Consider the following 14923-nt stretch of genomic DNA (forward strand, 5'->3'; position numbering starts at 1 on the left):
TGAGGTAGTTCAGTGTCAGACAATAAAGAATCCAAAAAAATAAGTATAGAGATTGATGGTAAAAGCTATGAAGCTTTGCCAAATCAATCAATAATAGAAGTGGCAGATGCTAATGGTATCTATATTCCTAGATTTTGCTATCATAAAAAGCTATCTGTAGCTGCTAATTGTAGGATGTGCTTAGTTGATGTGGAAGGTGCAAGACGTGCTTCCCCTGCATGTGCTACTCCAATTATGGATGGCATGAAGGTCAAAACTCGTTCGGAGAAGGCTTTACAGATGCAAAAAGACGTAATGGAGTTTTTATTGATAAATCATCCATTAGATTGTCCGATCTGTGATCAGGGTGGAGAGTGTGAGCTTCAAGATATTGCTATGGGATATGGTAATACGACTTCTGAGTACCTTGAGACAAAAAGAGCTGTTGAAGATCCTGAGCTAGGATCTTTGGTTGCTACTGATATGACTAGATGTATTTTATGTACACGCTGTGTTCGTTTTGGTGAGGAAGTAGCCGGCGTCAAAGAATTAGGTGTTATGGGTAGAGGAGATCATTCTGCTATCAGCACATATATTTCAGGAGATATGGTCGACTCAGAAATTTCAGGCAATATTATTGATCTTTGTCCTGTCGGTGCTTTGACATCTAAGCCTTTTAGATTCAAAGCAAGAGCATGGGAACTAAAACAGTTCCCTACGGTATCGTCAGGTGATGCTTTGGCTACAGATATTAATGCACATGTCTATCAAAATAAAATTGTCAGAACTGTTCCTAGAGAGAACGAAATAACTGGTACGTGGATAGCTGATAGAGATAGGTTTGAATACTCTGGATTATATGGCCCAGAAAGAATTGAAAAGCCGATGATTAAAAAGTCTGGTGGTTGGGTCGAAGTATCTTGGGAAGAGGCGCTTGATTTTGTTAAGGTAGCAATTGAGAAAACCAAAGAAAAAGACGGTGCTGATGCTATATCAGCTATTGTATCAGAGTCAGCAACATCTGAAGAGATGTATTTAATGAAAAAGCTCTTAGCTAGTGTTGGATCAACTAATATTGATGGTAGAGTAAGACAGTATGCTGATATACCGGGGATAAGTGCTGGTAAAGGCTTTAATTGTTCATTAGATGATATTCGTGAAAGTGATTTTATTTTGGTTTTTGGATCAAATATTAGAAAAGAGTATCCATTAGTTAATATTGCGGTTAAAGATGCTGTAGAAAAAAACAATGCTAAAGTAGTGGCTTGGAATATTTGTGATTATGATTTTAACTATGATGTTAAACAGGTCAAACTAGCTGCTGATAATATTCAATATATTGCATTATCTTTATTAAAAGCGATCTTTGTAAGAGCAAATTTGCCATATGGTGACTTGGATGAAATTTTGAGAAAAGTTGATCCAGCAGCTGAAGTTAGAGAAACTGCAGATAGAATTGTTGCATCAGATAGTCCAAAAATCATTGTTGGCCAAGATATTGTTAACAGTAGTAGCTTTGAAACAGTATTTAGTATTTTGGAAATATTAGAAAAAGTTATTGGTGTAAAAGGTGGTGTGCTGGCTAGTAATGTTAATTCGGTGGCAGCTGAGAGAATATTTAGCTCTTCTAAATCTAAATTTAGTACATATAAATGTTTGAACGGTCAAACAGCTACTAAGCTTTTATTTACTGCTCATACTGAGTTATCTAAAGATTGTTTATACGGTGAGCAGAAGCTAAGAGAGGCTCTTGATAATATCGATATCGTTGTTAGCTTTACTGCATTTGCAGATAAGTTTACAAAAGATGTCTCAGATATTATTTTGCCTGTAGCTACTCACTATGAAACAAGCGGAAGTTTCGTTGATTTATTTGGCAATACTAAAGAGTTTAAGCAAGTAGTAAAACCATATGCTGATAATAAAGAGCTATGGCGTGTATTAAGAGTCGTTGGGAATCTGTTGGGATTAGAAGGTTTTGAGTATAATTCAATATCAGAAGTTACTAATGATACTTATGCTCATAGAGCTAGAGTTGGTATTAATCATGTAGTGCAAATTCTTAATGCAAATCTAGATTATCAAAAAGATATTGCATTTGTTGCATCAAATTCTATGTATAGTACTAGTAGCTTACTCAGAAGGGCAGAACCTTTACAGAAAACTTATGATGCCAAGCGTTTCTCTGGAGTTAGGATTTCACAAGAAATAGCTGATGAAATCGGTCTGAAAGCTGAGGTCGGTATCGTTAAAATCTACGATATTGACAATGAAATAACACCTGAAGTATCAGTTGATTCTAGTTTGCAGGCTAAGAATATTATGATTCCAAGATCGTTGTATAAATCATTTTTGTCAGGCGATAGTGTGAATATTAAGCTGGTGAGGGAGGTTAAGTAATATGTTAGAGTATATATTATGGACAGCGCTTTATGTGTTGTTAATTGTTATTCCTCTTATACTTGTAGTTGCTTATTATACATATGCTGAGCGTAAAGTTATTGGCTATATGCAAGATAGAATAGGTCCAAATAGAGTAGGATCATTTGGCTTACTACAGCCGATATTTGATGCTCTAAAACTTTTTCTTAAAGAGATTATTGTCCCGACAAATTCAAATAGGTATTTGTTTTTCATAGCTCCGATATTAGCATTCGCTCCTGCTTATGCTGCTTGGGCAGTTATTCCTTTTTCAAAAGGTGTAGTATTGTCAGATATGAATTTAGGGCTTCTATATATATTAGCAATGACATCCTTTTCAGTATATGGGATTGTAATTGCAGGATGGGCATCTAACAGTAAATATTCTTTGTTTGGTGCTCTTAGAGCGGGTGCGCAGGTTGTATCTTATGAATTAGCTATGGGATTTGCAATCGTTGGAGTTGTAATTGCAGCTGGTTCTATGGGCATAACTGGGATTATTGAATCTCAGGCTGGAGGTCTGTGGCATTGGTACTTTATACCTTTGTTCCCGCTATTCGTAGTGTATTTCATAGCAGGTATTGCTGAGACCAATAGAGCGCCTTTTGATGTGGTTGAAGGTGAGTCAGAAATTATTGCTGGTCACCATATTGAGTATACAGGATCTAGGTTTGCACTATTCTTTTTAGCAGAGTATGCAAATATGATTTTAATTAGTATTTTAACTTCAATTATGTTCTTAGGTGGTTGGTGCTCACCGTTTGAGGCGACTCCCTTAGAAGCTGTATTTAACTTTGTTCCTGGTGTTGTATGGTTGTTTGCTAAGACTGGTATATTTATGTTTATGTTTTTGTGGGTGCGTGCGACATTCCCTAGATATAGATATGACCAAATCATGCGTCTAGGTTGGAAAATATTTATACCTTTAACATTTGTTTGGGTTGTAGTAGTAGCTTGTATGGTTAGGTTTGGCATAGGACCTTGGTGGTAAAAAGGATAATATTATGAGAAATATAACAAGTTTTTTTAAAACCTTTCTACTTTGGGAACTTCTAAAAGGGATGAGGGTCACGGGTAAGCACTTTTTTACACGTAAGGTTACTGTGCAATATCCTGATGAGAAAACTCCTATATCTAATAGATTTAGAGGGTTGCATGCCTTAAGACGTTATGAGAATGGTGAGGAAAGATGTATTGCTTGTAAGCTATGTGAAGTTGTATGTCCAGCATTAGCAATCACAATTAACTCTACTGAAAGAGAAGATGGATCACGTAGAACATCTAGTTATGAAATAGATTTATTTAAGTGTATTTTTTGTGGTTATTGTGAAGAGTCTTGTCCAGTGGACTCTATTGTTGAAACCAATATTCTTGAGTATCACTTTGAAGAGCGTGGTGAAAATATTATGACAAAAGCTAAGCTTTTAGCTATTGGTGATAAATATGAGGCACAGATAGCAGCAGATAGATTACAAGATAAGGATTTTAGGTAGAGAAATGGTAGTAACAGATATTTTATTTTACATATTTGCATCACTGGCTATTATTTCTGCTTTAGTGTTAGTTTTGGCGAATAATCCAGTAAATTCTGTAATAGCAATGATTTTTACATTCGTATTTACAGCAGCTGTGTGGATAATTTTTCAACAAGTATACTTAGCATTGTTGCTTATAGTTGTATATGTTGGTGCAGTTTTAGTAATGTTCTTGTTCGTAGTATTCATGCTGGATCTACATGTTGAGAAGCAAGGTAGAGTCGGAAGATTCTTCTATGCTTTTGCAGCTATAATAGTTTGTGCAATATTTGCTACAGTGATTAGCTATGCTGCTACTAAAGTATTCGCGGGAGACTCTATGCAGGGCGGTGTTGGTGGACTTAAAATCATAGGTCTAACAATGTTTGATAATAGCAATTTATATGTGTTTGAATTAGTTGATTTCATTTTATTAGCAGCAATGACAGCAGCAATTACATTAACATTGAGATCTAAGCGTAAAGGTAACAAGTCTGTGAATCCTGCGCAACAGGTCAAAGTTAGAGCAAAAGATCGTCTAACTATGGTTAAGATACCAAGTAATAGAGAGGGCGCTAGAGATGAATAGTATTTCAGTTTCAGTTACGAATGGTTTGATTTTTAGTACATTGTTATTCGTAATAAGTGTTGCGGGCATAATTATTAATAGAAGAAATATTCTTATACTTTTGATGTCGATAGAATTGATGCTTCTAGCAGTTAATACTAACTTTCTGATATTTGCTAATATGCACCATCAAGCGATGGGTGGCGTTTTTGTTTTCTTTATAATGGCTGTGGCAGCAGCGGAAACAGCAATTGGTTTGGCAATTGTTGTGGCAATATTTAGAAAACGTAAAACTATTGATTTAAGTAAACTCAATACACTAAGAGGTTAAGAGCAAGCTATGATAATAAATACTCAAGTAGCAGCTGTACTAATAGCAGTCATAGTGTTATCACCATTGCTTGGTGCTCTGATTGCTGGATTTGGTGGCAAGTCTGTAAAGAATGCAGGTGTTAACTTTTTTACAATTTCTTTGTGTGGTCTTTCTTTTGTCCTTAGTGTAATTTTAGCCTATGGTGTTTTTGCTGGATCAGAAGTTTATTCTGTAAGTTATTATCAGTGGGCTCCGATTTCAGATAAGTTTACATTTGATGTTGGTTTTACTGTTAATAAGATAACTGTATACATGATGTTGATAGTAACTTTTGTATCAACATTAGTACATGTTTACTCTATTGGTTACATGAAAGGTGAAGAAGGCTATGCAAGATTTTTTGCATATATTTCAGGATTTACCTTTGCAATGCTCTGCCTAGTTATGGGCAATAACTTCTTATTGCTATTTTTTGGATGGGAAGGCGTTGGTTTATTCTCATACTTATTAATTGGCTTTTATTTTAATAGAGATAAAGCTAACGTTGCTAGTTTGAGAGCATTCATTGTAAATAGAATTGGTGACTTAGGCTTTTTGTTAGGTATTGGGGCGGTTATTTTATACACTGGATCTGTTGACTATACAACTGTATTTGCAGCTTTATCAAATATTGATAATACTCAAACTATTCACTTCTTAGGTTTGAGCTTCAGTCCTGTTACACTGATGTGTTCGCTATTATTTATTGGTGCGATGGGTAAATCCGCACAGTTTCCTTTACACTCATGGCTAGAAGGATCGATGGAAGGTCCGACACCTATTTCGGCACTAATCCATGCTGCAACAATGGTTACAGCGGGTGTATTTATGGTTGCTAGACTTTCTCCAATGTTTGTACTATCACCTGCAGCACTAAGTTTTGTACTTATTATTGGTGCAATTACATGTTTGTTTATGGGCTTGATTGCGATAGTACAGACAGATATAAAAAGAGTAATTGCATATTGTACACTTTCTCAGCTTGGATATATGATGGTAGCTCAGGGCGCAGGAGCATTTTCTATTGGGATGTTCCATCTGATGACGCATGCTATGTTTAAAGCATTATTATTCTTGGCGGCTGGTTCTGTAATAGTTGCGATGCATCACGAGCAAGATATTCGTAGAATGGGTGGCTTGAGAAAGTATATGCCTGTTACATATTTATGTATGCTTATAGGTGCTTGGGCACTTGCAGCATTACCGCCATTTTCAGGTTTCTTTTCAAAGGATTTAATTATTGAAGCGGCGCAGTCTACTACTGTATATGGTCACCAGTTTGCATACTACATGGTATTAGCATGTGCATTTGTGACATCTTTCTATATTTTTAGAATGTTTTTCTTGGTATTCCATGGTAAAGAGAGAATGTCAGAAGAAGAGAAGTCTCATATCAAAGAGTCGCCGTTTAGTATACTAATTCCATTGGTATTATTGGCTATACCTTCAGTATTTGTTGGAGAGTATTTCTTCACAAGTATTTTATCGCAAAATCATGGCTTATTTGGTGATACTATAACTTCATATATTCAGGCAGGACTAGGTGGAGAATCTGTTACAGCTCATCTTGCTAGTGAACCTGCTACAGTTAGTTCTATAGCATTTATAAAACATTCAATATCAACTGTACCATTCTGGTTAGCTTTCAGTGCTTTAGTTTTGGCTTATATTTTGTATATATGGTTGCCAGTTATACCAAGAGTGCTTGCAAATGCTAAGTCTGGGTTTGGTATTGTTTATCATATTTTAGTTAAGAAATACTTTATTGATACTCTTTATGATGTTGTATTTGTTAATATCTTCTTGGCTATTAGTACTTTCCTATGGAAAGCAGTAGATATCTTTATCATAGATAAAACGATTGTACATGGCACATCTAGTCTGATCTATCATACTGGTGATAGTTTTAGAAAAATTCAACGTGGATATCTGTTTGACTATGCTTTTGTAATGATGGTCGGTGTGTTGTTATTTATGATTTTGCTAATATCAGTATAGGTAGAGGGTAAACTAGTATTATGAATTTAGGTAATTACTTATTAAGTTTAATAATTTGGCTTCCAATAGTTGGTGGCTTTGTTGTATTAGCGACAAGAACAAAAGAGTTGCATGGTGATGCTGCACGTTGGGTGGCTTTAGTATTTAGCTGTTTAACTCTGGCTTTATGCATACCTTTGGTAGCATCTTTTGATTATAGTAGTTCTGCGATGCAGTTCCAAGAATCAGCAAAATGGTTCAAGGTATTTGGCATGCATGATATTTATTATGGTCTAGGCGTTGATGGGTTTTCAGTTTTATTTATTGTTTTAACAAGTTTTGCTACTTTAGTTATTGTTCTAGCAGCTTGGACTTCTATCAAAACAAAAGTTAGACAATACATGGCAATATTTTTGATTACTTGTGGTCTGACAAATGGTGTTTTCTGTGCAACAGACTCTATACTTTACTATGTTTTTTGGGAAGCATTATTAATTCCAACTTGCTTGGGTATAGGTATTTGGGGTGGTAAGAACAAAGCGTATGCAGCTGTTAAATATTTTATGTATACTTTCTTTGGTTCAGTATTTTTACTAGCTGCGATTTTATATATTCAAACAAGAGTGGCAGCATCTCCAGCTGACTTACTAGTAAGTGCAGATACATATTCAATCCAAAACTTTATCGCATGGGCTGCTCAATCAAATGGTTTGGCAGATTCTGTTAAGTTTACACTTACTGCTCAATGGCTAATATTTGGTGCTTTCTTCTTAGCTTTTGCAGTTAAAATTCCGATGTGGCCATTCCACTCATGGTTGCCAGATGCTCACTCAGAGGCACCAGCAGGAGGTTCTGTTATACTTGCAGCACTTATGCTTAAGCTAGGTGCTTATGGTTTCTTAAGATTCGCAATACCGATGCTACCTGAAGTTACAGCATCATTAGAGTACGTACTGATAATTATGTCTTTGATAGCTATTGTTTATGTTGGTGTGGTTGCAGTTGCTCAGACTGATGTCAAAAGACTGATAGCATATTCATCAATTTCGCATATGGGTCTTGTTACATTAGGTTTGTTCTCTATTTTCATACTTAAGAGTGCCGATCCTGTACTTGGTACAACTAATGCGCAATTAGCACTACAGGGTGCTGTATTTCAGATGATTGCTCATGCGTTTTCTTCTGGTGGTATGTTTATTGGTATTGGTTATCTATACTTAAGAATGCATACAAGAGAAATATCAGATTTCTCAGGTGTGGCTAAGACTATGCCAATATTCGCAATGTTTTTCTTACTTTTCTGTATGGCTAATGTAGGTTTACCAGGTACTAGTGGCTTTGTCGGTGAGTTCATGATTTTGTTGGCTGTATTTCAGTACTCTCCATTAATAGCACTAATTGCTGGTTTAACTTTGGTCATAGCGCCAATTTACACTCTATGGATGTATAAGAGGGTGTTTTTTGGAGAAGTGGTATCTACGCAAGTAGCGAACCTGACTGATTTGAATAAGATGGAGCTATTTGTATTTATATTGTTAGCGGTACCAACTTTATTGTTTGGTTTTTATCCAGAGCCGATACTGCATCTTTCAGAAGCTGCTTCGGCTAATATTGTTGGTTTATCTCTATAGGGTGGTGTTTTGATTATGAGTTTATCAATTCTTTATATATTGCCAGAAATACTATTAGCACTAGGTGTGATAGTTGTAATGTTTTCTGGGCTTTTTTTACACGGTAAAATTAGGAATATTAACTACATATTCTTTCAAGTATTTACGCTACTTGCTCTTGTTGCTACTTTTGCCAAAGAATACTTAATCCAAAATAGTAGCTCTGTTTTTGAGGGGCAAGTTGTATTCAGTGGTTTTGCTTATACGTTACAGTTAGTGATACTTGTATTGGCAGTATTCGTGGCGCTATATTCAAGAGAGTATGTAAAAGATAGAAAAATATCAGATGGTGATTTTTATACACTTTTGATGCTGTGTGTTTTAGGTGCGATGGTTCTTACAGCTGCACATAGTTTGGTTACAATCTATATTGGTTTAGAGTTATTGTCATTACCAATGTATGCACTAATAGCAATTTATAGAGATTCTAGTACAGGCCTTGAAGCTGCTATTAAATATTTCGTATTAGGAGCTATTGCTTCAGCTTTATTGTTATTTGGTATGTCATTTGTATATGGTATGACAGGTCAACTTGATATTACTGATATTGCAACTGCACTTTCACAAGGAAATTTCACAGGCTTAGAGCAGCAGTTCTTACTTGTATGTTTAGTTATGATGATAGCAACTTTCTTATTCAAGTTAGGAGCTTTCCCATTTCATATGTGGTTGCCGGATGTTTATCAGGGCGCGCCAAATGCTGTTGCCAATATTGTTGCGACTATTCCAAAAGTAGCAGCATTTGCTATGCTTGTTAATATTTTATTTGTAGGCTTTCCATCGCTTAAAGATTCTTGGATATACTTATTCAGAGTTATAGGTATATTGTCGATATTCTTTGGTAGTTTAGTCGCTTTATCGCAAACAAACGTTAAGAGACTTTTGGGTTATTCTACAGTATCGCAAATAGGTTTTGTTTTGTTAGCTACTACACTTAATCCACAGGGCTATGCTTTAACAGCGGCTAGTTTCTATGTAATAGTTTATGTTTTTACTACTCTAGCAGCATTTGGGGTGTTAACTACAATCTCTGTTGGCGGTTATGAAGTTCAAGATCTTAAAGATCTAAAAGGTTTCAATACAAAAGACTCTTGGTTAGCATTTATACTGCTGATAGTTTTGTTCTCTATGGCAGGGATTCCTCCATTCGGTGGTTTCATAGCAAAATTATTTGTTATTATGGGCTTAATTAATGATGGCAGTTATGTATTGGCATGTTTTGTGCTATTTATGGCTGTTGTGGCATCATTCTATTATGTAAGAGTTATTAGAACTATGTATTTTGATGAGCCAGAGAATAATGAGACAGTTAAACCTCCAATGACATCTCTTATAGCACTAAGTATCAACGGTTTAGTTCTTTTATTCTTAGGTATTATGCCAATGCTTCTTCTTGGGGTTCTTACTCAAGTTACTAACGTTATTTAAGTTTCAATAGTTTATTGCCTATTCTTGTCATAACTTTTATACTTTTATGTAAAGATAATTTAATACTATTTTTCTATGAAAGAAATTTTAGGTCCAATTAATGATGTAATCAAAAACTCGAAAGATAATATTATTAATAAAAGTTTAAAAAAACTTGATGTGGTGAGTAGAGAAGAGTTTGAAATACAGAAAAAAATTCTTTTGAAAATACGTCAAAAATTAGAGCAGATCGAAGCTAAGTTGGATAAATTAATAGCTGAGAAAGAGTGATATGTCTTTAGCAATTCTAAAAAGTCGAGCTCAATTGGGTATTGAAGCACCGCTTGTCTCGATAGAAGTTCATTTGTCAAATGGTCTGCCTGGCTTATCAATAGTAGGCTTACCAGAGGCAGCTGTCAAAGAGAGCAAAGATCGTGTTAGAAGTGCTATCATAAACTCGGGATTTAATTTTCCAAATAAACGTATCACAATTAATCTTGCCCTTGCAGACTTACCTAAGAGTAGTGGAAGATTTGATTTGCCTATAGCATTAGGTATTTTATATGCATCAGGTCAAATAAATATTGTTAGAAATGTTGAAGATTTCGAGTTTGCTGGAGAGTTGTCTCTGGGTGGTGAGCTTAGGAAAATTTCTAGTGCGATACTGATGGCTATTAAGTGTGTTGCGAATAACAAAAAACTTGTGATACCTATTCATAATGAAAAAGAGATTGCTTTAGTTGAAGATGTTTGTGCTTATTCTTTTGAGACTCTAAAAGAAATCGTAGATTTTTTATCTGGTGACGATAAAGCTTCGGTAGAACAATTACAAGAAATTGACTTTGAGAGACTGTATTCTGATTTAGAAGATGTCAAAGGACAATATCAGGCTAGACGCGCTTTGGAAATTGCAGCAGCAGGTGGTCATAATATTCTTTTAGTTGGTCCACCGGGAACTGGTAAGACAATGCTTGCTAGTAGGCTTAATTCTATTTTGCCACCATTAGACAAGAAAGAAGCCCTTTCATCGGCGATGATTGCTTCAATTAAAGGTGAATCAGGGATAGCAGAAAGTTTTTATAAAAGACCATTTCGTCATCCTCACCATACTTCTTCAGGTGTTTCTTTGGTTGGAGGTGGTAGCAACCCTATGCCTGGTGAAATATCTTTAGCTCATAATGGAGTGTTATTCCTTGATGAGTTACCAGAGTTTGACCGTAAGGTTCTAGAAGTTTTAAGAGAACCTCTTGAGACGGGAGTTGTAAATATTTCTAGAGCAAAGTGTCAGGTAGAGTATCCAGCGAACTTTCAATTGATAGCTGCTATGAATCCTTGTCCGTGTGGGTATTTAGGATCGCAGTATAAAGAGTGCTCAGATTCAATTCAATCAATCAAAAGGTATCAAAGTAAGCTTTCAGGACCTCTTTTAGACAGAATTGATTTACAAGTTGAGGTTCTTGAGCTAGCAAAAGAGGATCTAACAAATCAAGAATTAAGAGGTGAAAAAAGTAGTATAATTAGGGAGCGAGTTAAAAAGGCGAGAGATATCCAGATCACTAGGCAAGGTAAAATAAATTCAATGCTAACAAGTAAAGAGTTAGACGAGGTTTGTGACCTTGATGAAGAAAGTAAAAAAATGCTAACACTAGCTATAGAAAAGCTTGGACTATCTGCCAGAGGGTACTATAAAATACTCAAAGTTGCTCGAACAATAGCAGATTTAAGCGGATGCAAGAAAATTGAAAAACTAGCAATCCAAGAAGCTATAGGTTACAGAAAAATGGACAAGTTTTTTAAATAGTCCTTCACAATAAATTTAAAGGTACATTTTAAGTATGAGAAAGTTGTTTTTGGATGCTTTTAAGCATGAGAAATTAGAAAAACCACCGATATGGATAATGCGTCAAGCTGGTAGATATTTACCAGAATATCGTGCAGTAAGATCAAAGTTTGAGAACTTTATGGATATGTGTCGCAATGCAGATGCTTGTTGTGAGGTGGCACTACACCCGCTAGAAAGATATGATCTTGATGCTGCAATTGTATTTTCAGATATTTTAACTATTCCTGAAGCAATGGGTATGGATCTAAAATTTATCAAGGGAGTTGGTCCTGTATTTTCTGATCCTATTGAGTCAGAAAAGGATTTAAATAGGTTAAAGTCAGCAGAAGATAGTGTTGGCGATTTGGAGTATGTTTATAATGCGGTTAGAACTACGAAGGCTGCTATAAATGTACCCCTTATAGGCTTTACTGGAAGTCCATGGACACTTGCTGCATATATGGTTGAGGGATCTGGCTCAAAACAATTCAGTAAACTAAGAAAAATGATGTATGCAAATCCTCAATTGATGCACGCACTTCTTCAAAGGTTAGCTGACATAATAGTGATTTATCTACTTGAGCAAGTCAAAGCTGGTGCTAGTTCTTTAATGATTTTCGATACTTGGGGAGGAATTCTACCTTTAGAGCAGTATAGGGAATTTTCATTAAAGTATATGGAGTATATTGCTAAAAATGTGAAGCAGAAATCCAATGTTCCTGTGGTTTTCTTCACAAAGGGAGGCTCAAACTTTTTTGAGGAGTTGAAAGATAAATCATGTGATGGCGTTGGTGTGGATTGGAATGTAACTCTAGATCAAGCTCGTCATAGAATAGGCGTAGGTAAAGTTCTGCAAGGCAATTTTGATCCGGCATTTTTGTATGGCACATCTGATAGTATTAGAAACACAGTTAAGAAAAACATGGAATTTATTCAGTCTGATAAGCTAAACAACTATATTGTTAATTTAGGTCATGGCATTTACCCAGATATCAATCCTGATAATGTTAAAATTATGGTAGATGCAATAAGAGAATTCAGTGTTTAAAAAACAAACTGTCATAAAGCTTGACATCTGTTAAAATGTTGTTATTATATATTGTCATAGACGCGGGGTGGAGCAGCTTGGTAGCTCGTCGGGCTCATAACCCGAAGGTCGTAGGTTCAAATCCTGCCCCCGCTACCAAAAGTTTTTATTTTATAAAGGCCCTTCAAGGGCCTTTTTGCTATCTAGAGGGTATGCAAAATCTAAGGGGTGAAAATGTTACTAGATGATTTGTATGAAATAGTAGAACCCATCACAGCTGATTTAGGCTATATTTTATGGGGAATAGAGGTCGTGGGTGCTGGCAAGCTTACTATACGTATTTTTATTGACCATGAGAATGGTGTTTCGGTTGATGATTGTCAGGTTGTAAGTAAAGAGGTGAGTGCAATTTTTGATGTGGAAGATCCTATCTCAGATAAGTATGTTCTAGAAGTGTCTTCTCCAGGGATGAATCGCCAAATTTTTAATATTATTCAGGCGCAAGCTTTGGTAGGATTTAATGTTAAGGCAGTTACCTTGACGCCAGTTGAGTCTCAAACAAAATTTAAAGGTGTGCTTGAGAGAGTTGAAGGCAATAACGTTATTCTAAAGCTTGATGATGGCAGAGAAGTCAGTTTTGATTTTGATGAGCTTAAGAAATTTAGAGTTTCGCCAGATTTTAGTTAGATAGAGGGATTAGGTATGAGCAAAGAATTATTGTTAGTATTAGAAACTGTAGCAAACGAGAAAGATATTTCAAAAGATCTTTTGTTCGAAGCTATGGAAGAGGCGTTAGCTATTATAACTAAAAAAGAGCTTGACGAGCATATGAATATCGAAGTTAAAATCGATAGGGTTACAGGTGACTTTAAAGCAGATAGAGTTTGGCATATTGTGTCAGAAGATGAGGATTTGATTGATTACTCTAAAGAACTCTATGAGGATGTCGCGCAAGAAAAGGGCTACAATGTCAAAGCTGGCGATGTGATCCGTGAATCTGTAGAAGTCAAAGAGTATGGGCGTATCGCTGCTACTATGGCAAAACAGATCTTAATGAAAAAGATTAAAAATTTCGAAAGAGAAAAGACAGCTAGATTTTATCAAGGTAAGATTGGAGATATTGTTTACGGAGAGGTAAAAAGAGCAACTTACGAGATTTTAGTTATTGACCTTGGTAATAATGCTGAAGGTATCCTACCAAAGAAAGATTTGATTTCTAGAGAGAGATTTCGCGTTGGTGATAAGATCAGATCATGTGTTGAGAGTGTTGAGGTTGATGAGTTTGGTAAACCAAGCACGGTCATGCTTAGTCGCGCTAGTAATATGATGCTTAAAGCTTTATTTAAATTAGAGGTTCCTGAAGTTGAAGAGGAGCTTATAAATGTTGTAAATGTTGTTCGTGAACCTGGTTTTAGATCAAAAGTTACTGTTAAGAGCAATGATCAGAGGATAGATCCATGCGGTGCTTGTGTGGGTGTTAGAGGATCAAGAATACACTCTATTATGAGCGAGCTAAATGGTGAGAAAGTCGATGTTATTCTATGGGATGAAGATATGGTTCAATATGCGATCAACTCTTTATCACCAGTTGATTCTGAAGATATTTTAGAAGTAAATGTTGATGAAGAAACTAATTCAATGGATATAGTTGTTAAACAAGAAAGTTTATCAAAAGCTATTGGTAAGAATGGAGTTAATGTCAGATTGGCTAGTGCTTTAATCGGTTGGAAGATAAATGTTTTATCTGATACTGAGCAAGAAGAAAAGCAGATGTCTATAGTTGAGAAATTTGTTGAAGCATTAGATATCGATCATGATTTTGCCTTGGTACTAATAGAAGAGGGTATTGAAACGTTAGAGGATTTAGCATATTTAGATAGAGATGAGCTTTTGGAAATTGAAGGCTTTGATGAAGAGATTGTAGATGAGCTTCAAGAAAGAGCAAAGGCCGTGATTTTATCTCAAGCATTAGGTGGTAAAAAACCAGCTGAAGATTTGCTTAATATGCAAGGTATGAATCAGGAGTTAGCGGATAAGCTTGCTCAAAATAATATAGTGACAATGGAAAATCTGGCGGAACTATCTGTGGATGAGTTGCTTGACATTGTTGCTATTGATGAAAAACAAGCAACAGATTTGATAATGCAAGCAAGAGCCCCTTGGTTTGAATAGAAAGTACGAATCAA

At 35.7% G+C, this 14923-nt stretch carries 13 protein-coding genes and 1 tRNA gene; all 14 read left to right on the forward strand.

Annotated elements, in window-relative coordinates:
• Window positions 1-12 precede the first annotated feature (12 nt).
• On the forward strand, window positions 13-2379 hold the full coding sequence (gene nuoG, locus FTPG_RS03030; RefSeq protein WP_004286956.1) for an NADH-quinone oxidoreductase subunit NuoG: 2367 nt from the start codon (window positions 13-15) through the stop codon (window positions 2377-2379).
• Between the two features lies 1 nt (window position 2380).
• Window positions 2381-3391, forward strand: a complete 1011-nt coding sequence (gene nuoH, locus FTPG_RS03035) for an NADH-quinone oxidoreductase subunit NuoH (protein ID WP_004286957.1) — start codon at window positions 2381-2383, stop codon at window positions 3389-3391.
• Between the two features lie 13 nt (window positions 3392-3404).
• On the forward strand, window positions 3405-3893 hold the full coding sequence (gene nuoI / locus FTPG_RS03040) for an NADH-quinone oxidoreductase subunit NuoI (protein WP_004286959.1): 489 nt from the start codon (window positions 3405-3407) through the stop codon (window positions 3891-3893).
• A gap of 4 nt (window positions 3894-3897) precedes the next feature.
• On the forward strand, window positions 3898-4503 hold the full coding sequence (locus tag FTPG_RS03045; protein WP_004286960.1) for an NADH-quinone oxidoreductase subunit J: 606 nt from the start codon (window positions 3898-3900) through the stop codon (window positions 4501-4503).
• The gene (gene nuoK / locus FTPG_RS03050) at window positions 4496-4813 is read left to right on the forward strand and encodes an NADH-quinone oxidoreductase subunit NuoK (protein ID WP_004286961.1); all 318 of its coding nucleotides are present in this window, start codon (window positions 4496-4498) and stop codon (window positions 4811-4813) included. Before FTPG_RS03045 ends, nuoK begins: the two co-directional genes overlap by 8 nt.
• A 9-nt stretch (window positions 4814-4822) precedes the next feature.
• A complete protein-coding gene (gene nuoL / locus FTPG_RS03055; protein WP_004286962.1) occupies window positions 4823-6832 on the forward strand; it encodes an NADH-quinone oxidoreductase subunit L in 2010 nt (669 codons plus the stop codon).
• A gap of 20 nt (window positions 6833-6852) precedes the next feature.
• Entirely contained in the window at window positions 6853-8442 is a 1590-nt protein-coding gene (locus tag FTPG_RS03060) for a complex I subunit 4 family protein (protein WP_004286963.1), read from the forward strand.
• A gap of 15 nt (window positions 8443-8457) precedes the next feature.
• Entirely contained in the window at window positions 8458-9909 is a 1452-nt protein-coding gene (locus tag FTPG_RS03065; protein ID WP_004286964.1) for an NADH-quinone oxidoreductase subunit N, read from the forward strand.
• Window positions 9910-9984: 75 nt separating this feature from the next.
• On the forward strand, window positions 9985-10179 hold the full coding sequence (locus tag FTPG_RS03070; protein ID WP_004286965.1) for an accessory factor UbiK family protein: 195 nt from the start codon (window positions 9985-9987) through the stop codon (window positions 10177-10179).
• A 1-nt stretch (window position 10180) separates the two neighbouring features.
• Window positions 10181-11689: a YifB family Mg chelatase-like AAA ATPase gene (locus FTPG_RS03075; RefSeq protein WP_035722243.1), complete on the forward strand. Its 1509-nt coding sequence runs from the start codon at window positions 10181-10183 to the stop codon at window positions 11687-11689.
• A gap of 34 nt (window positions 11690-11723) precedes the next feature.
• Window positions 11724-12758 (forward strand): uroporphyrinogen decarboxylase, encoded by a 1035-nt coding sequence (hemE, locus tag FTPG_RS03080; protein WP_004286967.1) that lies wholly within the window; start codon window positions 11724-11726, stop codon window positions 12756-12758.
• A 61-nt stretch (window positions 12759-12819) separates the two neighbouring features.
• Window positions 12820-12896: transfer RNA gene (locus FTPG_RS03085), tRNA-Met, on the forward strand.
• Window positions 12897-12971: 75 nt separating this feature from the next.
• Window positions 12972-13424 carry a ribosome maturation factor RimP gene (gene rimP, locus FTPG_RS03090; RefSeq protein WP_012280354.1) on the forward strand — a complete coding sequence of 151 codons (453 nt, stop codon included), beginning with the start codon at window positions 12972-12974 and terminating at the stop codon, window positions 13422-13424.
• Window positions 13425-13439: 15 nt separating this feature from the next.
• Window positions 13440-14909 carry a transcription termination factor NusA gene (nusA, locus tag FTPG_RS03095; RefSeq protein ID WP_004286969.1) on the forward strand — a complete coding sequence of 490 codons (1470 nt, stop codon included), beginning with the start codon at window positions 13440-13442 and terminating at the stop codon, window positions 14907-14909.
• Window positions 14910-14923 lie beyond the last annotated feature (14 nt).

Source organism: Francisella philomiragia subsp. philomiragia ATCC 25015 (genome assembly GCF_000156715.1).
Taxonomy (GTDB): Bacteria; Pseudomonadota; Gammaproteobacteria; order Francisellales; family Francisellaceae; genus Francisella; species Francisella philomiragia.